The organism is Rathayibacter sp. PhB179 (assembly GCF_004345345.1).
Taxonomy (GTDB): Bacteria; Actinomycetota; Actinomycetes; order Actinomycetales; family Microbacteriaceae; genus Rathayibacter; species Rathayibacter festucae.
On record NZ_SLVD01000004.1, the window covers coordinates 139,305 to 158,254 of the forward strand.

Genomic DNA, 18,950 nt, shown 5'->3' on the forward strand with positions numbered 1-18,950 from the left:
AAGTCGCGGGTGGTACCCCCTTGACAGGAGGAGCTAGCTCGGGGGGAGTTCCGGCGCAAGTAGTGATTTCCCAGCGTCGGGAGCGGCATGCTCGTGGGGGCCGTCTCCGAGGCGCGCCCTCTCCGCTCCGACCAGACCAGGTGATCCCGTGGCCACGCAGACCGTTCTCGATGCCGTGCGCGCAGCGCCCACCCTCCTCGAGGCGATCCGGGCGGCCGACGCCCTGACGATCGCCGCCGTGAGCGACGGGGGCGGACGCGCGGTGCGCCTGCTCACCCGCGCGGCCCTCGACCCCGCCGACCAGCTCACCGCCATCGCCGCGGTGCACTCGCTCGCGCAGGTCTTCGACGAGGAGGCCGACCTCGCGCTGCTGCGGCTGATCGCCGACGAGCGCGCCTTCATCCGCGAGCACGCCGCCTGGGCGTTCGGCGGCCGCCTGCCCCGGCCGGCCGCGGTCGGCCCGCTGCTGCGCATGGTCCGCGACGGCGGCTTCGCCGGCATGCTCGCGCAGCGCACCCTGCTGCTCTGGGCGTCCTCCACCCCCGACCTCGTCGCGCTCGCGCTCGAGGGTGCGCTGATCGGCGAGCGCGACCGCGACGTCCGCGCGCGCTACGTCGAGACGATCGGCCTGGTCCCCGGCGCGATCGCCGAGCGGACCCTCCTGCACACCGCCGCCGACGAGGGCGAGGTGTTCGAGGCGCGCGCCGCGGCCGCCGACGCGCTCGGCGAGCGGCCCTCGGACGACGCCGCGCTGATGCTCGCCCGCCTCGGCGAGATGCCGGAGCCGCTCGGTCCCGTCGCGCGCGTCGCCCTCGCCGACCGTGCGATCGCTCCCGTCGCCGACGTCGGCCCCACCGTCGCGCAGCTCTTCGTGCACGCCGACATCGACGGAACGCTCACCCGCGTCGGCGCGGGCGACAACGGCGGCATCGCCACCCTCCTCGTCCGCCTCGGAGACGCGCTGACGGAGGAGGACTGCATCGAGCGCGTCCTCACCCTCTCCCGCGGTACCTGGGCCGAGGCGGAGCGCGCGCTGGCCGAGCTGCCCGCCGCGGGCCACGGCTTCGCTCCGGTGCCGTTCGTCGGCGCCGCCGTGCCGATGCCGCTCGCCTGGCCGCGGCGCATCGCCGCCGAGCGCGGGATCCGCCGCTACCTCCGCGCGGCCGGCCGCGTCGACGTCGTGCACCTGCGGATGGCCGACGTCGGCTCGCTCGCCGCGGCCGCCGTCGCGCGCGAGCTGGAGATCCCCGTCGTCTTCACCGTCGCACCCGACCCGCACGCCCTGATCGCCGGGCTCGACGAGGCGGGCACCCTCTCGCGCGCCGACTTCGGCGACCGCGACGCCGTCGAGCACTTCTGGTTCCGCGTGCGCCTGGTGCAGCGGCTCGCCGCCGACGCCGCGCACACCGTCCTCTTCCCGCGCGCCGAGCTCGCCGAGACGATGCGCGACATGCTCGGCATCGACATCACCGCTCACCCCGAGCGGCACACGATCGTCCCCGAGGGGATCGACGTGCGCCTGGTCGAGCGCGGCGAGGAGGCGGCTCGCGCCGCCGCGGCCGGTGAGCCGGTCGCCCTCGACGCCGGCGACGACCTCTCCGCCCTCGACGCGCTCCTCGCCGAGCTGCCGGCCGAGCGCCGCGGGCTGCCGCTGCTGCTCAGCGTGGGTCGGCTGCACCGGGTGAAGGGGATGGCGACGCTGGCCGAGGCCTGGGCCGGCTCGCCGCTGCGCGACCGCGCGAACCTCCTCCTCGTCGGCGGCGACCTCGACGCGCCGACCCCCGACGAGACGGAGCAGCTCGACCGGATCCGCGCCGTCACCGCCCGGCCCGGCTCAGCGGGCGGTCTGCTGCTCGCCGGGCACCGCCCGAACGGCACCGTCGCGCGCTGGCTGGGCGCCGTGCGTCACGGCCGCCCCGGGCTCGCCGCGGCCGGCGGCGCCTACGTCTGCGCGAGCGTCAAGGAGGAGTTCGGCATCGCGCTGCTCGAGGCGCTCGCTGCGGGGCTGCCGGTGGTCGCTCCGGCCACCGGCGGCCCGGCGACCTACGTGGAGGAGGGCGTGACCGGCTTCCTCGTCGACACCTCCGATCAGGAGGCGCTCGCCGTCGCCGCCTGCTTCGCGCTCGACCTCGCCGCCGGTCCGCTCGCCGACTACTCCGCCGAGCGCGGCCGCGCCATGGTGCGCGAGCGCTACACGATCGAGGCGATGGCGCACGCGCTCTCCGCCGTCTACGCGCGGGCGACCGCGGAGCAGGAGCGCCCGCTCGGCTCGGACCTCGTGCTGGGCGCCTCGTGACCCTGCTGATCGTCAGCCCCGACTACGCCTCGCACCTGCTGCCACTGGCGACCCTCGGCACCGCCTGGCGCGCGGCCGGCGAGCGCGTCGTGGTTGCCACCGGCGACGCGACGCGCTCGATCGTCGACGGCTTCGGCTTCGAGCACGTCCCGCTCCGGCTCGGCCGCGGCTCCAACCCGGGCACGATCCGGGCGGAGGAGCAGGCGCCCGACGAGGGCGACTCGCTCCGCGGCTTCTTCGACGCGACCCGCCGCGGGATGGTGCCGACGCTGGAGTACCAGGCCGGCGAGCGGCTGACCGACCTGCTCTGGGACCCGGCGGGCGTCGCCGCACGGCTGCGGGAGATCCTCGACGAGGTCCGGCCCGACGCGATCGTCGTCGACCACCTCGCCTTCACCGCGCGGGTCGCGCTGCGGGCGCTCGGCGTGCCCTACGGCGACGTGGTGCTCGGGCACCCGAGCGCACTGACGGTGCCGGGCGAGGTCTACGGCTTCCCGCCGGTCTGGCCCGACGCCTTCGAGCCGCCGGCCGAGGATCTGGCTCGGCTGCGGGCGCTCTGCGAGCGGGTCCGTGACTCCTTCACGGCGGAGTGGAACGCCGCGCTGACCGCGCTCGACCCGGCCGCGCCGCTCAGCCTCGACGCCTTCGCCGAGAGCGGCGACGTGCTGCTGCTGAACTACCCCGGCGAGCTGCACGACGCGGCGCGCACGGCGCAGCTCCCGCCGCACGCCTTCCTCGGCTCGGCCGTCCGCGGCGAGCCGCGCGACGCCGAGGTGGAGGAGTGGCTGGCCGCCTCGGACGACCCGGTCGTCTACGTGAGCTTCGGCAGCTTCCTCTCGGTGCGCGACGACGTGCTCGCGCGGGTGGTGGCGGCGCTGGCCGGCGTCTCCGTCGATGGGCGGCCGGTGCGCGTCGCGCTGGCCTCGGGCGCGACCGATCCGTCGGCCCTGGGCGACGTGCCCGCCGGCTGGCTGGTCCGCGGTTTCCTGCCGCAGGTGACGCTGCTCGGCCGGGCCGCGCTGGCGGTCACGCACGGCGGCAACAACAGCGTGACGGAGTCGATGACGGCCGGGGTGCCGCTGGTCGTGCTGCCGTTCTCGACGGACCAGTTCGCGGGGGCCGCGGCGCTGGAGGACGCGGGGGTCGCGGAGGTGCTCGATCCGAACGGTGCGACCGTCGATGAGCTGGCGGACGCCGCGCGGCGGATGCTCGCGCTGGACGGCGCGGCGCGGGAGCGGCTGGACGAGCTGTCCGCGGCGCTCACCAGGACGACCGGCCCCGAGCGGGCCTACGCGGCCCTGGCGCACGCCGCGTCGTGAGCACCGAAGAGCCCACCGCCGACGAGCCGGTCGCCGACGGACCCACCGCCGAAGAGCCTCTCGCCGACGGCCCCACCGCTGACGGACGCTGGCTGGTCGTCGACGGCCGCCGCTGGCGCCGGACCGACCCGAGCCTCCCCGAGGACGTCGTCGCGGCGCTGAAGTCGCACCTCGGCCGCGGCCGCTCCGGCGTGCGCACGGCGAAGAAGGCCGGCGACGAGGACGCGGTCGCCGCCGCCCGCACGCGGACCGGCCTGGCCAAGCACGGTCTCGGCGAGCGCGGCCCGAAGTGGTGGGACGAGCCCGAGCCCGCCCGCCTCGCCCGCGCCCTGGCGGCCCTCCGCGACCTCGACGCCCTGTAGCCCCTCCGCGAGATGCCACTTGTGAGCGCCCGCGTCGGCGTGTCGCGCTCATAAGTGGCATCTCGCGAAGGAGGCAGAGGGCGCGCGTCAGAGCAGGGACTGCGCCAGGGAGAGGGCGCCGCGGACGCCGGCCTCGTCGCCGAGGGCCGGGGGGACCAGGCGGAGGTGGGCGGCGCCGGTGCCGTTCGCACCGGGGGCGCCCATCAGGCGCTCCACCTCGGCCTCGGTGGCGGCGAGCAGGCCGGGCGTCTTGGCGACGCCGCCCCCGACGATCGCGAGGCGGACGCCCGCGACGTAGGCGAGTGTCGTCACGAGCTGGGCGAGGTAGTAGGAGCTGAAGCGCAGGTTCGCGGCCGCGTCCTCCGGTCCGAGGCTCGAGCCGTCCACGCCCCAGCGCGCCGAGATCGCCGGGCCGGCGACGAGCCCCTCGAGGCAGTCGCCGTGGAACGGGCAGGTGCCCTCGAAGCGGTCCTCCGGGTGCCGGCGCGGCAGCACGTGCGCCACCTCGGGCCAGCCGCTGCCGGCGAGCAGGCGGCCGCCGGCGATGATGCCGCCGCCGACTCCCGTGCCGACGGTGAGGTAGACGAAGTCGGGCTCACCCTGCCCCGCGCCCCAGCGCGCCTCGCCGAGAGCGGCGCCGTTGACGTCGGTCACGAGCGCGGTGCGGGCGCCGGGCGCCGCGGCCTCGAGCGGGGACAGCACGTCGGTGCCCTCCCAGCCGAGCTTGGGCGTGGAGGTGAGCCGGCCGTAGCCGGGCGAGGCGGGGTCGATGTCGAGCGGGCCGAACGAGGCGACGCCGATCGCGGCGACGGTCCCCTCGACGCCGTGGTCGCGGGTGAACGCGGCCAGGTCGCCGAGGGTCTCCGCCGGCCCGCGGGTGGGCAGGGTCGTCTTCGCGAGGATCCGCTCGGGGTCCTCCTGCGCGGCGATCGCGGCGACGACCTTGGTGCCGCCGGTCTCGATGCCGAGGAGGAGGGCGCGGGTTCCGGTGGTCACCGGGTCAGCAGGCCGCGACGCGTCCGACCTCGGCCGAGAGCGTGAGCTCGCTGCCGAGGACGACCGCGTAGTCGAGGTGCAGGCGCTTCAGCGAGTCGACCGTGGCGGCCGGAACGCACTCGGGCCGGCTCAGCGAGATCGGCGAGCCGTCCGCGGCGGCGATCGCGGCTCCGGAGAGCGCGTCGGCGAAGCCCTCGCCCGAGGCGAGGTAGGTGGTGTCGGTGAGCTCGGCGGGCGCGTACGCCTCGTTGATCAGGCGGCTGGTCGCGTAGCGGCTCTCGCCGCCGATGCGCGTGGTCCGGTCGACGAGGCCGGCCGAGGTGAGCTCGGCCTGGATGCCCGCGGAGATCGACGGCTCCTGGCCGAGCACGACCGCGGTCGTCGGGTCCAGGCGCGAGACCGCCGCGCGCGTGGCGGCGTCGAGGGCGGCATTCGCGCCGTCGACGAGGAGCACGGGCTCGCCCAGGCGGCCGGCGACCGGTCCGACGGAGAGGGCGTCGGGGAAGTTGCCCCCGGTGGCGAGGAAGACGTCTTCGGCCGAGCCGGCCGGGAAGGCGTCGGCGACGATCCTCCGCGAGGTGTCGTAGCGGTCGGTGCCGCCGATCCGCACGACCGTGCCGGCGACGGCGTCGATCTGCTGGAAGACGGCCGCCGACACGGTCAGCTCGCTGCCGACGACGACGACCTTCTTCGGGGCGAGCCGCGTGATCTCGGCGCTGGTGACGGGGAAGAGCTGGTCCGGGTCGGTCAGGAGCAGCGCGCCACCCTGGACCGCGGCGGCGGGTGCGGCGCTGAGCGCGTCGGCCCAGCCTCCTCCGCTCGCGATGTAGAGCACCGGCACGCCCGGATCGACGGACTGGGTGCTGGCGACGGAGGTGCCGTAGCGGTCGCTGCCGGAGATGCGGGCGGAGGAGAAGGACCACGCCTCAGGGGCGAAGTCGACGGCCGTGACCGGGCCGCCGGTGACGGCGACCTTCGTGGAGTCACCCACCCAGTCGGTGCGCAGCCAGAACTGGTCGCCGACGGTGGGGACACCGCTGCCGGTCGGCTCCTCGACCACGCGGACGACGTACGAGCCGTTCTCGAGTCCTGTGAGGGAGTAGTCCCACGTCGCGCCGGCACCGAGGGTCCTCTCGGTCGAGGCGACGAGGTCCGCGTCCCTCGGGTCGCCGGCGACGTCCCAGGCCTGCACCACGAAGCGGTGCGAGCCGGCGACGGCGGGCACCGTGACCCTGCCGCTGATCGCCCCGTCGGCGGCCATCGCCGCGGAGGCGGGCCCCACGACGAGGCCCGTGACGGCGAGGGCGCCGACCGCGAGCGAGGAGAGGGAGAGCGAGAGCGCTGAGGAGCGGCGGCGTAGAGGAGTCACGGTGTGGCTTTCCGTTGAGCGCGGCGGGCCGCGGCGGACACGATGGTTCGAATGCTAACGGCCCCGGTCGGAGGATCTGTCCCCCGACCGGGGCACTTCTGGTGAGTGCTGGCCGGTTCCGGGTCAGCAGCCGCGGAGCGACGCCACGTCCGCGGTGAGCGTGCGCACGCTGCCGAGCAGGAAGATCCGGTCGAGGTCCTGGCCCTGCATCGCCTTGCGGGTCTCGACGGGGACGCAGTTCGGCTCGCTCAGGTAGAGCGGGGCGCCGATCGAGGCGGCGGCGGGACCGGCCGCGAGGGCGTCGGCGAAGCCGGTCGCCGACGCGAGGAAGGCAGTGTCGACCAGCGGCGAGGGCGGGTAGGCCGCGTTGAGCAGGCGGCTGGTGTCGTGGCGGTCCTTGCCCGCGATGCGGTTCACGGAGCCGGTGAGGCCCGAGGCGCGGAGGTCGGACTCGATGCCGCTGGAGATCGTGCCGGTGCCGCCGATGAGCTGGCCGCGGCCGGCGTCGAGGCGGTCGATCGCGGCGCGGGTCGGCGCGTCGAGGCCGGGCTGCGCTCCGTCGACGAGCAGCACCGGCTGGTCGGTGCGGCCGGCGATCGGCGCGACGGACAGGGCGTCGGGGAAGTTGCCGCCCGTGGCGAGGAAGACGGTGCCGAAGCCGGCCGTGGGGAAGGCGCCCTCGACGATCTTCCGCGAGGTGTCATAGCGGTCCGAGCCGGCGACGCGGGAGGTCGGGGCGAAGGTGGCGAGCCGGTCGTAGACGGCGTCGCTGACCGAGAGCGCGTCTCCGACGACGACGATCCTCTTCGGCGAGAGGCGCGTGATCTCGGCGGCGAGGATGTCGGGGACGTCGTCCCGGTTGGTCAGGAGGAGGGCGCCGTCCTGCGTCGCGGCCGCGGGGCCGGCGCTGAGCGCGTCCGCCCACTTCTCGCCGCTCGCGATGTAGAGGACGGGGAGGTCGTCGCCGAAGTAGGAGCGGGTCACGGCGATGGCGGTCGCGATGCGGTCGTCACCCTGCAGGCGCCCGACCTCGGACTGGTACGCGGTCGGGGCGAAGTCGACGCCGGTGCGGCCGGCGGCGGGGACGGGGACGATCGCCGCGCCGGTGAGGCGGGGCAGGTTCGAGAAGTACTGGTCGTCGTAGGACGGGTAGCCGGGCTCGGCGAGGCGGAAGACCCACTCGCCGGCGGGGAGCGCCTTCTGCGCGGTGGTCCAGGCGTCGGCCGTGCCCGGGATGCCGGAGGTGCGGACCTCGGCGAACGGGTAGTAGGCCTTGGTCTCGCGCTCGTACCAGTAGGGCTGCACGACGAACGAGGTGGTCGAGACGCCGGACGCGGCGCTGGCGGTGACGGTGCCGGAGGCGGCGGTCGCGCGCGGGAGGCTGATCGTGAGGTCGGTGCGGGACTCGCCGACGCCGTCCGCCTCGACGTCGATCGGGGTGTCGCCGAACCAGGTCGGGTACCAGCTGTCGTCGCCGTCGACCGAGGCGAGGAGGTAGTAGGCCTCGCCGCCCGGGAGGGTGAGGGAGAAGGCGGCCTCGGTGGCGATCGTGCGGATCTCGGTGCCCGCGCCGTTCTCGACGCGGAGGCGGTAGGCGGCGCCGGTCGGAGCGGGGTGCGCGGCGTCGGTGTCCTTCAGCGCGATGGTGCCGGAGAGGACGATCTCGGCGGCCGGGTCGGCGGCGACGGCGTCGCGCTGGGTCTTGGCGTTCGACAGCGCGCGATCGAAGGCGTCGGTGGTCGCGGTCTGCGTCACGGTGCCGAGTGGGGCGTCCTCCTGCGCCTGCGCCGGACCGGCGGCGAGGCCGGTGAGCAGCACGGCGGAGACGCCGAGTGCGGTGAGAGGAGCGAGCGGCCGACGGCGGCGAGGAGTCACGGCAGATCTTTCGAGAGGATCCGCGGCGGACCGCGGGCGGACACGGTGCCTGAATGCTAGCTGCCAGGGTGCCTCGAGAACTCTCGCGGCGCCGCCCCGCAGACCCCCATCCGGGGGCCCGTCGCGGATCGGCGGGGGGTTGGCGGCGGGCGGCCGCGTCGGCGCCCCGTGCTGAGGAGCGGCCCGCGCAGCGCACCCCCTGCTGATCGAGTAGTCCGCGCAGCGCACCCCATGCTGATCGAGTAGGCCGCGCAGCGGGCGTATCGAGATCCACGCCCCGGCAGAGTGGTGGCGCAGCAGTCCTTGCGGTGGTGGGTCTCGATACGCCCTTCGGGCTACTCGACCAGCATGGAAAGGGGAGGTGGCCGCTCGTCCGGCAGGGATGCGCGCTCGCGACGGGAGCTGCGATCCTGCGCGCGAGACCGCGATAGTGAGCGATTCCGTGCGTCTCCTGGCGGAAATCGCAGGATCTGCGCGTGCGAGACTGGCTGCGAGCGTGCTCCACCCGCCCCGCGGGGACGGAGCCACTGGACCCGGTCCGCTCATCCGCATCCTTTCGCAGGAGGACTCGAATGACCGATACCGCCGTGCTCGCCACCGCCCCGACCCGCACCCCCGTCGCACGTACCCCCGTCGCCAAGGCGATCCTGATGTGCCGCCCCGAGCACTTCACCGTCGTCTACCGGATCAACCCCTGGATGGACCCGCAGGTCCCCACCGACACCGCCCTCGCCGTGCGCCAGTGGCAGACGCTGTACGACACCTACGTCGAGCTCGGCTTCGACGTGCAGCTGATCGAGCCCGAGGCCGGCCTGCCCGACATGGTCTACGCCGCGAACGGCGGGTTCGTGATCGACGGCATCGCCTACGGCGCCTCCTTCACCTACCCCGAGCGCCAGCCCGAGGGCCCCGCGTACATGGACTGGTTCCGCGGCGCCGGCTTCGACGTGCGCGTGCCCGAGGAGGTCAACGAGGGCGAGGGCGACTTCCTCCTCGTCGGCGAGCGGATCCTCGCCGGCACCGGCTTCCGCTCCGCCTCCGACTCGCACGCCGAGGTCGCCCGGATCTTCGGCCGCGAGGTCGTCACCCTCGAGCTGGTGAACCCGTCGTTCTACCACCTCGACACCGCGATCGCCGTGCTCGACGACACGAACATCGCCTACCTGCCGAGCGCGTTCAGCGAGGAGGGCAACCGCGTCCTCCGCGAGCTCTACCCCGACGCGATCCTCGTCTCGGAGGAGGACGCGTCCGTGCTCGGGCTCAACTCCTTCTCCGACGGCCTCAACGTCGTCATCGCCTCGCGCGCGGCCGGCTTCGAGCGCCAGCTGCGCGAGCGCGGCTACCACCCGATCGGCGTCGACCTGTCCGAGCTGCTGCTCGGCGGCGGCGGCGTGAAGTGCTGCACCCTCGAGCTGCGGCGCTGAGCCGCTCCTTTTCTCCCTCACCCACTCCGCAGAAGTCGTCGTACTCGGCACTCGAGTACGACAACTTCTGAGGAGTCGATCGTCCTCAGGAGGCACGACATGAGCATCACCGAGACCGACCGTTCCGCCGAGCTGATCGCCGCGGAGGAGGCGCACGCCGCGCACAACTACCACCCGCTGCCCGTCGTCGCCGCGACCGGCGAGGGCGCGTGGATCACCGACGTGGAGGGGCGCCGCTACCTCGACTGCCTCGCCGCGTACTCCGCCGTCAACTTCGGCCATTCGCACCCGGTGCTGCTGGACGCCGCACGCGCGCAGCTCTCCCGGGTCACCCTCACCAGCCGCGCCTTCCACAACGACAAGCTCGGCCCGTTCGTGACGGCGCTCGCCGCGCTCGCCGGCAAGGACATGGTCCTCCCGATGAACACGGGCGCGGAGGCCGTCGAGTCCGGCATCAAGGTCGCCCGCGCCTGGGGCTACCGGGTGAAGGGCGTCGCGCCCGGCCGCGCGAACATCATCGTCGCGGCCGGCAACTTCCACGGCCGCACCACGACGATCATCTCGTTCAGCGACGACGCGGAGGCGCGCGACGGCTTCGCCCCGTTCACGCCCGGCTTCCGGACGGTGCCGTTCGGCGACGCGGCGGCCCTCGAGGCCGCGATCGACGGGGACACCGTCGCCGTGCTGATCGAGCCGATCCAGGGCGAGGCGGGCATCGTCGTCCCGCCGGCCGACTACCTCCCCGCCGTCCGCGAGATCACCGCGCGGCACAACGTCCTCTTCATCGCCGACGAGATCCAGTCCGGCCTCGGCCGCACCGGCGCGACCTTCGCCTGCGACCTCGTCGACGTCGTCCCGGACGTCTACCTGCTGGGCAAGGCGCTCGGCGGCGGCATCGTGCCGGTGTCGGCCGTCGTCGCGAACGCCGACGTGCTCGGCGTGCTCCAGCCCGGCCAGCACGGCTCGACCTTCGGCGGCAACCCGCTCGCCGCCGCCGTCGGCCTCGCGGTCGTCGAGCTGCTCGCCACCGGGGAGTACCAGGCGCTGGCCCGCGAGCGCGGCGCCCAGCTGCACGCCCGCCTCACCGCCCTGATCGGGCGCGGCGTGGTCGCCGTCCGCGGCGCCGGACTCTGGGCCGGCATCGACATCGACCCCGCCCTCGCCTCCGGCCGCGCCGTCTGCGAGGCCCTGATGGCCCGCGGCGTCCTCGCCAAGGACACCCACGGCTCGACGATCCGCCTCGCCCCGCCCCTCGTCGTCACCGCCGGCGAGATCGACTCCGCCGTCGACGAGCTGGAGGCCGTGCTCGACTCCCTGCGCTGACCCCCCGCCTCCCTCCCGCGAGATGCCACTTGTGCACGCTTTCCACGGCGTGTCGCGTACACAAGTGGCATCTCGCGGAAGGCGCTGAGCCCCCTCGACCGGCGACGGCGAGGGGGCTCCGTCGTGCCCGGGCTCAGCGCGGATCCGGCGCTGTGCGGGCAACTCGCGGCGGATGCTGTCATGCTGGACGCGGCCGCCGCGGTCTCGGCAGCGATCCGCACACTCCGGGTCCACCTCCTCACCGCGACCCGCGCCCCCACCCGCACCGCTCCCGGTGCCGCACGATGCGGCGCGGAGCACGACCCGGGTGGCTGCGGACGAGGCCGTGCAGAGCACCGGAACCACCCGGCGGCTGCGACCACACAGACCACCTGCGCCGAGGCGCTCCGCACGAAGCGGGGGCCGCGCGCACCAGCACGACGCCACGTCCCCCACCAGAAAGCACCCATGCGAAACGCCAGAACCGCCAAGCCCGCGCGCCACCACCTCGAGCTCCCCGCCCCCAAGCCGCTGGAGAAGGGCGGCATGCGCATCACCCCGCTCGGCGGCCTGGGCGAGATCGGTCGCAACATGACCGTCTTCGAGCACAAGGGCAAGCTGCTCATCGTCGACTGCGGCGTGCTCTTCCCCGAGGAGAACCAGCCCGGCATCGACGTGATCCTCCCCGACTTCGCCGCGATCCGCTCGCGCCTGAAGGACATCGAGGCGATCGTGCTCACCCACGGCCACGAGGACCACATCGGCGGCGTGCCGTACCTCCTCAAGGAGCGCGGCGACATCCCGATCATCGCGTCGACCTTCACCCTCGCGCTGATCACCGCGAAGCTCACCGAGCACCGCATCACCCCGCGCACCCGCCCGGTGAAGGAGGGCGACCGGATCGACGCCGGCGTCTTCGACCTCGAGTTCCTCGCGGTCAACCACTCCATCCCCGACGGCCTCGCGGTCGCCATCCGCACCGAGGCCGGCCTCGTGCTGCACACGGGCGACTTCAAGATGGACCAGTTCCCGCTCGACGGGCGCACCACCGACCTCCCCGGCTTCGCGCGCCTCGGCGACGAGGGCGTCGACCTCTTCCTGGTCGACTCCACCAACGCCGACGTCCCCGGCTTCGCGATCTCCGAGGGCGACCTCGCCCCCGCGATCGACCAGGTCTTCCGCACCGCCCCGCGCCGCATCGTCGTCTCGAGCTTCGCCAGCCACGTGCACCGCATCCAGCAGGTGCTCGACGCCGCGCAGAAGCACGGCCGCAAGGTCGCCTTCGTCGGCCGCTCGATGGTCCGCAACATGGGCATCGCCGCCGAGCTCGGCTACCTCAAGATCCCGGCCGGCCTCGTCGTCGACATGAAGGTGCTCGAGAAGCTGCCCGCGACCCAGATCGTGATGATCTGCACCGGCTCGCAGGGCGAGCCGATGGCGGCGCTCTCGCGCATGGCCAACAAGGACCACATCATCGACATCGGCCCCGGCGACACCGTGCTGCTCGCCAGCTCGCTGATCCCCGGCAACGAGAACGCGATCTACCGGATCATCAACGCCTTCACCCGCTGGGGCGCGACGGTCGTGCACAAGGGCAACGCCAAGGTGCACGTCTCGGGCCACGCCAGCGCGGGCGAGCTCGCCTACTGCTACAACATCCTCCGCCCGACCGCGGTCCTGCCCGTGCACGGCGAGTGGCGCCACCTCACGGCGAACGCCGCGATCGCGACGCGCACCGGCATCGACGAGAAGAACGTCTTCGTCGTCGAGGACGGCGTCTCGATCGACCTCGTCAAGGGGCGCTCGCGGATGAGCGGCCGCATCCCGGCCGACCTCGTCTTCGTCGACGGCACCACGATCGGCGTCGCGACCGAGGACGCGATGATCGACCGCCGCGTCCTCGCCGAGGAGGGCACCATCACGGTGCTCGCCATCGTCGACCTGGACCGCGGCACGCTCGGCGAGCCGGTCGAGTTCTTCACCCGCGGCTTTGTGGAGGAGCCGAGCTGGAAGGAGAACGCCAGCAAGGCGATCGACGACGCGGTGCTCCAGGCCGCCGGCCAGCCGACCGACCGCGACGCGATCGAGAAGCTGATCACGCGCACCCTCGGCCGCTGGCTGACCCGCCGTCACCGTCGCAACCCGGTCATCACGACGATCGTCGTCGAGGAGTAAACCTCCGCCCCCGTGCACAACTAAGGCTGGATGGCCGCGATCGCCTCGTTTTCGGGCTGATCCGGGCATCCAGCCTTATTCGTGCACGCCTCGCGGCGGTGACCCGCGTCCCTCGGGCCGCCCGCCCGCGAACTGCCCGTTAGGGAACCGTATGGATCCGGGCGTTCTCGGCTCCGGAGCCGCCTCCGCCGAGTAGACACGTCCAGTGACCTCCTCTCTCGTCCGCGGCGACGCCGACGCCCTCGAACCCTCGCCCCTCTCCTCAGCGCCCTCCTCCGGGCGCCGCGGCGGAGTGAAGGCGTGGCTGCTCGAGGGGCTGCGGAGCGACTCCGGCGCGCACCCCGGGCCGCACTCCACCACCGAGAAGACGCACTCCTGGTGGCGCGTGATGTGCCTGACCGGCGTCGACTACTTCTCCACGCTCGGCTACCAGCCCGCGATCGCGGCGCTCGCCGCCGGACTGGTCTCGCCGCTGGCGACCATCGTCCTGGTGCTGCTCACCCTCTTCGGCGCGCTGCCGGTCTACCGCCGGGTCGCCCGGGAGAGCTTCCGCGGCGAGGGCTCGATCGCGATGCTGGAGCGGCTGCTGCCCTGGTGGGGCGGCAAGCTCTTCGTGCTGGTGCTGCTCGGCTTCGCGGCGACGGACTTCATGATCACGATCACCCTGTCGGCGGCCGACGCCACCGCGCACGCGGTCGAGAACCCGTTCGCGCCGGCCTGGTTCCACGGCGCGGAGGTGCCGCTGACGCTGGGGCTGGTCGCGCTGCTCGGGATCGTCTTCCTCCGCGGCTTCAAGGAGGCGATCTCGATCGCGGTCGTGCTGGTCGCCGTGTTCCTCGCGCTGAACGCGGTCGTCATCGTCGTCGCGATCGCGCACGTCGCCGAGAACCCGGTGGTGATCGGGAACTGGTGGTCGGCGCTGACGACGCAGCACGGGAATCCGCTGATCATGGTCGGCATCGCGCTGATCGTGTTCCCGAAGCTGGCGCTCGGGCTGTCCGGCTTCGAGACCGGCGTGGCGGTGATGCCGCAGATCCGCGGCGACGCGAGTGACACCGACGCGGCCCCGGTCGGCCGGATCCGCGGGGCGAAGCGGCTGCTGATCACCGCCGCCGTGACGATGTCGGCGTTCCTGATCACCTCGAGCTTCGTGACGACGCTGCTGATCCCGCAGGCCGAGTTCCAGCCGGGCGGGCAGGCCAACGGCCGCGCCCTCGCCTACCTCGCGCACGAGTACCTCGGTGACGCCTTCGGCACCGCCTACGACGTCAGCACGATCTGCATCCTCTGGTTCGCGGGCGCCTCGGCGATGGCCGGGCTGCTCAACATCGTGCCGCGCTACCTCCCGCGCTACGGGATGGCGCCGCAGTGGGCCGCGGCGGTGCGTCCCCTGGTGCTGGTCTTCACGGCCGTCGCGTTCCTGATCACGATCCTCTTCCGGGCCGACGTCGACGCCCAGGGCGGCGCGTACGCGACCGGGGTGCTGGTGCTGATCACGTCCGCCTCCGTCGCCGTGTTCCTGTCGGCCAAGCGGAAGAAGCAGCGCAAGCGGGCCGTCGGCTTCGCGGTGATCGCGCTCGTCTTCGTCTACACGACGGTCGTGAACGTGGTCGAGCGGCCGGACGGCGTGCGGATCGCGAGCCTGTTCATCCTCGGGATCCTCGTGGTGTCGCTGATCTCGCGGGTGCAGCGCTCGTTCCAGCTGCGGGCGACCTCGGTGACCTTCGACGCGCAGGCTCTCGACTTCCTCAGCACCGACGCCGACGACTACGGCGTGATCCGCGTCCTCGCGAACGAGCCCGACGACGGCTCCGAGCGCGAGTACCGCGACAAGCTGGCCGAGGAGCAGCGCGACAGCAACCTGCCGATGCGCGGCCCGGTCCTCTTCCTCGAGGTGCACACCACCGACTCGTCCGACTTCGAGGAGGACCTCGTGGTGCAGGGGCGCGTCTGCCACGGCTTCCGCGTGCTCACGGTGACGAGCGGCAACATCCCGAACACCATCGCGACGGTGCTGCTCGAGATCCGCGCCCTGACCGGCGTCGTCCCGGACGTCTACTTCGAGTGGACCGAGGGCGGCCCGCTCTCCAACATGTTTCGCTTCCTGATCACCGGCACCGGCGAGGTCGCCCCCGTCACCCGCGAGGTCCTGCGCCGCGCCGAGCCCCGCCGCGAGCGCCGCCCGGGCGTCCACGTCGGCTGACCCGCGCGCCCGCTCCCGCCCCGCCGCGAGATGCCACTTGTGCACGCCTTCCACGGCGTGTCGCGTGCACAAGTGGCATCTCGCGGGAGGGAGGGGACTGAGCGCACCCGACGTTCGGCGACGGGGAGTCGACGGGGAGCGTGGAGGGGTGGGTAGCCTCCCGCGATGATCGTCTTCCGTTCGCCCGGCGTCGCGACGGACGAAGCGCGACCGACGGCCTCCGTCTACGTCGACGGGTTCAACCTCTACCGGAGGGTCCTGGAGTCTGAGCCGACGCTCAAGTGGCTCGATCTCGCACGCCTGTGCGATCTCCTTCTGCCGACCTTCGACGTGGTCCGGGTCCGGTACTTCACCGCCATGATCCGGGCGACGCTCGGGACCGATCCGCAGGCGCCGGCTCGACAGCAGGCATACGTGCGCGCTCTGCGGACCTCTCCGCGGATCACCGTCCACGAAGGGATGTTCCGCATAGATCGTCGGACCATGCCCGTGCATCCTGCGCGGCTCGACGACGGCGGCCGGCTCGTGACGGTCGGAGTGCGCAGGACGGAGGAGAAGGGGTCCGACGTCAACCTGGCCGCCCACATGCTCGTCGACGCCTTCCGGGGCGAGGCGGAGACGTTCTTCCTACTGTCGAACGACTCGGACTTCACCGAGGCCTTCCGGATGGTGCGCGACGAGGCGGGCAAGGAGATCGGCCTGATCTCGCCGACCGACAGACCGTCGGCCTCGCTGCTCGCGGTGGCGCCCGCGCACATCCGCAAGATCCGCCGCGGTGTGCTCGAGCGGAGCCGGTTTCCGGATGTGCTCCACGACGACCGCGGCGTCCTCCGTCGCCCCGCTGCGTGGGGCGGAAAGAGCTGAGGCCCCTTCCGGAGAAGGGGCCCCGCGCCCGGTAGCCGAAGCGTCCGGGGGTGTCCCCTCAGCGTACGCGCCTCGCCTCCCTCCCCGCCGCGAGATGCCACTTGTGCACGCCTTCCACGGCGTGTCGCGTGCACAAGTGGCATCTCGCGGGAGGGAGGGGCGGGTCAGTCGCGGACCGTGGAGAGGGGCTCGGTGATGCTCTCGAGGCTGCGGCGCTCGGCGTCGACGCCGAAGATCAGGGCGACGACGCCGCCGACGATCATCACCGCCGCGCCGACGAAGTAGCCGACGGTGAGCGGGCCGCGGTCGCTGCCGTCGCCGATCAGCACGCCGTAGAGGGTGGGCGCGACGGCGCCGGCGATCTGGCCGAGGGTGAAGAAGTACGAGATCGCCTGGCTGCGCAGCTCCAGCGGGAAGATCTCGCTGACCGTGAGGTAGGCGCTCGAGGCGCCGGCGGAGGCGAAGAAGAACGAGACGCACCAGAGGATCGTCTGGGTCGTCGCGGTCAGCACGTCCATGCTGAACAGCAGCGCCGAGAGCGCGAGCACCGCCCCGGAGACGCCGTAGGTGAGGAAGATCATCTTCCGCCGGCCCCAGACGTCGAAGAGGTGGCCGAGCACCAGCGGACCGACGAGGTTGCCGATCGCGAACGGGAAGAAGAAGTACGAGACGGCGTTCTGCTCCACCCCGTAGAAGTTCTCCAGCACCAGCGCGTAGGTGAAGAAGATCGCGTTGTAGAGGAACGACTGGGTGATCATCATGGTCGCGCCGACCAGGGTCCGCTTCGGGTACTGCTTGATCAGCACCCGCGCGATGGTGCGGAACGGGATGCTCTCGGTCGCCTTCACGGTGATCGCCTGCGAGTCGTCGACCGGCTCGAGCTTTCCGCCCTCCGACTCGACGCGGCGCTCGATCTCGTCGACGGTGCGCTCCGCCTCCTCCTCGCGGCCGTGGGTCATCAGCCAGCGCGGGCTCTCGGGGATGTGCCGGCGGAGGTAGATGATCGCGAGTCCGAGGATCGGCCCGAGGAAGAAGCCGAGGCGCCAGCCGACGTTCTCGGCGAAGAGCTGGTCGTTGAGGAAGAAGAGGTTCGCCGCGGAGCCGAGCGCCGCGCCGCCCCAGTAGGTGCCGTTGATCGCGATGTCGACCCGGCCGCGGTACTTCGACGGGATCAGCTCGTCGATGGCGGAGTTGATCGCCGCGTACTCGCCGCCGATGCCCATCCCCGCGAAGAAGCGGAAGACGGCGAGGAAGAGGTAGTTCGGCGCGAGCCCAGCCAGACCGCTCGCGACCAGGTAGATCACCAGCGTCAGGATGAAGAGCTTGCGCCGGCCGAGCCGGTCACTCAGCCGCCCGAAGATCAGCGCGCCGACGATCTGGCCGACCAGGTAGACCGTGCCGAGCACGCCGACCTGCGCGGCCGAGAGGTCGAACTCCTTCGCGAAGCCGGCACTCGCGACGATCTGGATCTCGAGGCCGTCCAGCACCCAGGAGAAGCCGAGGCCGACGACGATCGACCAGTGGAACCGCGTCCACGGCAGCCGGTCGATGCGGGCGGGGACGAGGCTCCGGACGGGGCCGCGCTCTTCGGTGTCGGTGGACATGGCTCGCGCCTTCCTGTCGCCCCGGCTGCGCTGCTGATGCGCGCGGTCCCGGACGCGGCGTGACGACGATAGACCCGAGCATCGCCGGGCTATGCACCCCTTGCCACGGCGCGCCTGCCGGGTGTATCCGGCGACGTGCGCGTCTGCCCCCTTCCGCGAGATGCCACTTGTGCACGCCTTCCACGGCGTGTCGCGTGCACAAGTGGCATCTCGCGGAGGGGGGGCGGGGCGCCGAGGGCGTGGGTAGCGTGGGGGGATGATCGATGCGACACCCGCCGGAACGCCCGCCTACGTCCTGAGCGAGGGGCCCGTCTGGGACGGGGAGACCGGCCGGCTGACCTGGGTGGACATCGAGGCGGGCGCGGTGCTGTCGGCGCCGCTCACCGCGGACGGGCTCGGGGCGATCACCCGCACGGACGTCGGCGAGCAGGTCGGCTGCGCGCTGCCGCTCGGCGACGGCCGGGTGCTCGTCGCGCTCACCCGCCGCCTCGCGATCCTGGAGGTCGACGGCTCGCTGACCCGCGGCTCCGAGCTGCTGCCCGAGGGGCACCGCTTCAACGACGGCTCCATCGACCCGCAGGGCCGGCTCGTCGTCGGCTCGCTGACGCTGGGCGAGTCCGTCGGCGACGACGTGCTGCTGCGCCTCGAGCACGACGGAGCGGTCACCGTCCTCGACCACGACCTGCGGCTCTCGAACGGCCTCGGCTGGTCGCCCGACGGCGCGGTGATGTACTCGGTCGACACCGAGTCGGGCGTCGTCTACCGGCGCCCGTACCTCGACGGGGTGAACGGCCCGCGCGAGACCTTCCTCGAGCCGGAGGAGGGCGTCTTCCTCGACGGCATGACCGTCGACTCCGAGGGCCGGCTGTGGTGCTCGGTCTGGGGCGGGAGCGGCGTGCGCGTCTACGACTCCGAGGGCCGCCGACTCGAGGGCGAGGGCATCGCGATCGACGCGCCGCACTCCTCCAGCATCGCCTTCGCGGGGGAGGCGCTCGACGTCGCCGTCGTGTCGTCGGCCTCGCGCGACCTGTCGGCGGACGAGCGGGCGCGGTACCCGCTCGCGGGCGGGCTGTGGCTCGCGCGGCCGGGTGCGACCGGGCTGCCGGCGCCGCGCTGGGTCGAGGCGCCGCTGCCCTGACGAGGGCGGGGTCGCTTCGGGGC

At 73.2% G+C, this 18,950-nt stretch carries 13 protein-coding genes; 9 read left to right on the plus strand and 4 right to left on the minus strand.

The window, feature by feature from the left end; genetic code table 11:
- Positions 1–148: 148 nt before the first annotated feature.
- The 3 genes from EDF43_RS10235 to EDF43_RS10245 all read left to right on the plus strand — a co-directional run bounded on the left by EDF43_RS10235 (position 149) and on the right by EDF43_RS10245 (position 3,977).
- Positions 149–2,296, plus strand: coding sequence for a glycosyltransferase (locus tag EDF43_RS10235; RefSeq protein WP_132436627.1), 2,148 nt, complete (start codon positions 149–151; stop codon positions 2,294–2,296).
- Positions 2,293–3,615, plus strand: a complete 1,323-nt coding sequence (locus EDF43_RS10240; protein WP_132436629.1) for a glycosyltransferase — start codon at positions 2,293–2,295, stop codon at positions 3,613–3,615. Before EDF43_RS10235 ends, EDF43_RS10240 begins: the two co-directional genes overlap by 4 nt.
- Before the next feature lie 92 nt (positions 3,616–3,707).
- Positions 3,708–3,977 carry a biopolymer transporter Tol gene (locus EDF43_RS10245; RefSeq protein WP_132436972.1) on the plus strand — a complete coding sequence of 90 codons (270 nt, stop codon included), beginning with the start codon at positions 3,708–3,710 and terminating at the stop codon, positions 3,975–3,977.
- Between the two features lie 87 nt (positions 3,978–4,064).
- On the opposite strand, the gene EDF43_RS10250 is transcribed toward EDF43_RS10245, so the two are convergent.
- The 3 genes from EDF43_RS10250 to EDF43_RS10260 all read right to left on the minus strand — a co-directional run bounded on the left by EDF43_RS10250 (position 4,065) and on the right by EDF43_RS10260 (position 8,217).
- On the minus strand, positions 4,065–4,973 hold the full coding sequence (locus tag EDF43_RS10250) for an ROK family protein (RefSeq protein WP_132436631.1): 909 nt from the start codon (positions 4,971–4,973) through the stop codon (positions 4,065–4,067).
- 4 nt (positions 4,974–4,977) lie between these two features.
- A complete protein-coding gene (locus EDF43_RS22515) occupies positions 4,978–6,342 on the minus strand; it encodes a cell wall-binding repeat-containing protein (RefSeq protein WP_132436633.1) in 1,365 nt (454 codons plus the stop codon).
- Positions 6,343–6,465: 123 nt separating this feature from the next.
- The gene (locus tag EDF43_RS10260; RefSeq protein ID WP_132436635.1) at positions 6,466–8,217 is read right to left on the minus strand and encodes a cell wall-binding repeat-containing protein; all 1,752 of its coding nucleotides are present in this window, start codon (positions 8,215–8,217) and stop codon (positions 6,466–6,468) included.
- A gap of 572 nt (positions 8,218–8,789) precedes the next feature.
- On the opposite strand from EDF43_RS10260, the gene ddaH reads away from it, so the two are divergent.
- The 5 genes from ddaH to EDF43_RS10285 all read left to right on the plus strand — a co-directional run bounded on the left by ddaH (position 8,790) and on the right by EDF43_RS10285 (position 16,185).
- Positions 8,790–9,641, plus strand: a complete 852-nt coding sequence (ddaH, locus tag EDF43_RS10265; RefSeq protein WP_123736539.1) for a dimethylargininase — start codon at positions 8,790–8,792, stop codon at positions 9,639–9,641.
- Positions 9,642–9,740: 99 nt separating this feature from the next.
- Positions 9,741–10,964 carry an ornithine--oxo-acid transaminase gene (gene rocD / locus EDF43_RS10270; protein WP_132436637.1) on the plus strand — a complete coding sequence of 408 codons (1,224 nt, stop codon included), beginning with the start codon at positions 9,741–9,743 and terminating at the stop codon, positions 10,962–10,964.
- Positions 10,965–11,489: 525 nt separating this feature from the next.
- Complete coding sequence (locus EDF43_RS10275) at positions 11,490–13,118, plus strand: ribonuclease J (RefSeq protein WP_207901707.1); 1,629 nt, start codon at positions 11,490–11,492, stop codon at positions 13,116–13,118.
- Between the two features lie 388 nt (positions 13,119–13,506).
- Entirely contained in the window at positions 13,507–15,321 is a 1,815-nt protein-coding gene (locus tag EDF43_RS10280; protein WP_243600768.1) for an amino acid transporter, read from the plus strand.
- Between the two features lie 165 nt (positions 15,322–15,486).
- Positions 15,487–16,185 carry an NYN domain-containing protein gene (locus EDF43_RS10285; RefSeq protein WP_132436641.1) on the plus strand — a complete coding sequence of 233 codons (699 nt, stop codon included), beginning with the start codon at positions 15,487–15,489 and terminating at the stop codon, positions 16,183–16,185.
- Positions 16,186–16,349: 164 nt separating this feature from the next.
- On the opposite strand, the gene EDF43_RS10290 is transcribed toward EDF43_RS10285, so the two are convergent.
- A complete protein-coding gene (locus EDF43_RS10290; protein ID WP_132436643.1) occupies positions 16,350–17,789 on the minus strand; it encodes an MFS transporter in 1,440 nt (479 codons plus the stop codon).
- A gap of 256 nt (positions 17,790–18,045) precedes the next feature.
- Between EDF43_RS10290 and EDF43_RS10295 the strand changes: the two genes are divergently transcribed.
- The gene (locus tag EDF43_RS10295) at positions 18,046–18,927 is read left to right on the plus strand and encodes an SMP-30/gluconolactonase/LRE family protein (RefSeq protein WP_132436645.1); all 882 of its coding nucleotides are present in this window, start codon (positions 18,046–18,048) and stop codon (positions 18,925–18,927) included.
- Positions 18,928–18,950: the final 23 nt, after the last annotated feature.

Coding starts and splice junctions, on each gene's coding strand:
- EDF43_RS10275 (WP_207901707.1), top strand. CDS start 11,490: ATGCGCATCACCCCGCTCGGCGGCCTGGGCGAGATCGGTCGCAACATG.
- EDF43_RS10295 (WP_132436645.1), top strand. CDS start 18,046: ATGATCGATGCGACACCCGCCGGAACGCCCGCCTACGTCCTGAGCGAG.
- EDF43_RS10280 (WP_243600768.1), top strand. CDS start 13,507: ATGTGCCTGACCGGCGTCGACTACTTCTCCACGCTCGGCTACCAGCCC.
- EDF43_RS10285 (WP_132436641.1), top strand. CDS start 15,487: ATGATCGTCTTCCGTTCGCCCGGCGTCGCGACGGACGAAGCGCGACCG.
- EDF43_RS10290 (WP_132436643.1), bottom strand. CDS start 17,789: ATGTCCACCGACACCGAAGAGCGCGGCCCCGTCCGGAGCCTCGTCCCC.
- ddaH (WP_123736539.1), top strand. CDS start 8,790: ATGACCGATACCGCCGTGCTCGCCACCGCCCCGACCCGCACCCCCGTC.
- rocD (WP_132436637.1), top strand. CDS start 9,741: ATGAGCATCACCGAGACCGACCGTTCCGCCGAGCTGATCGCCGCGGAG.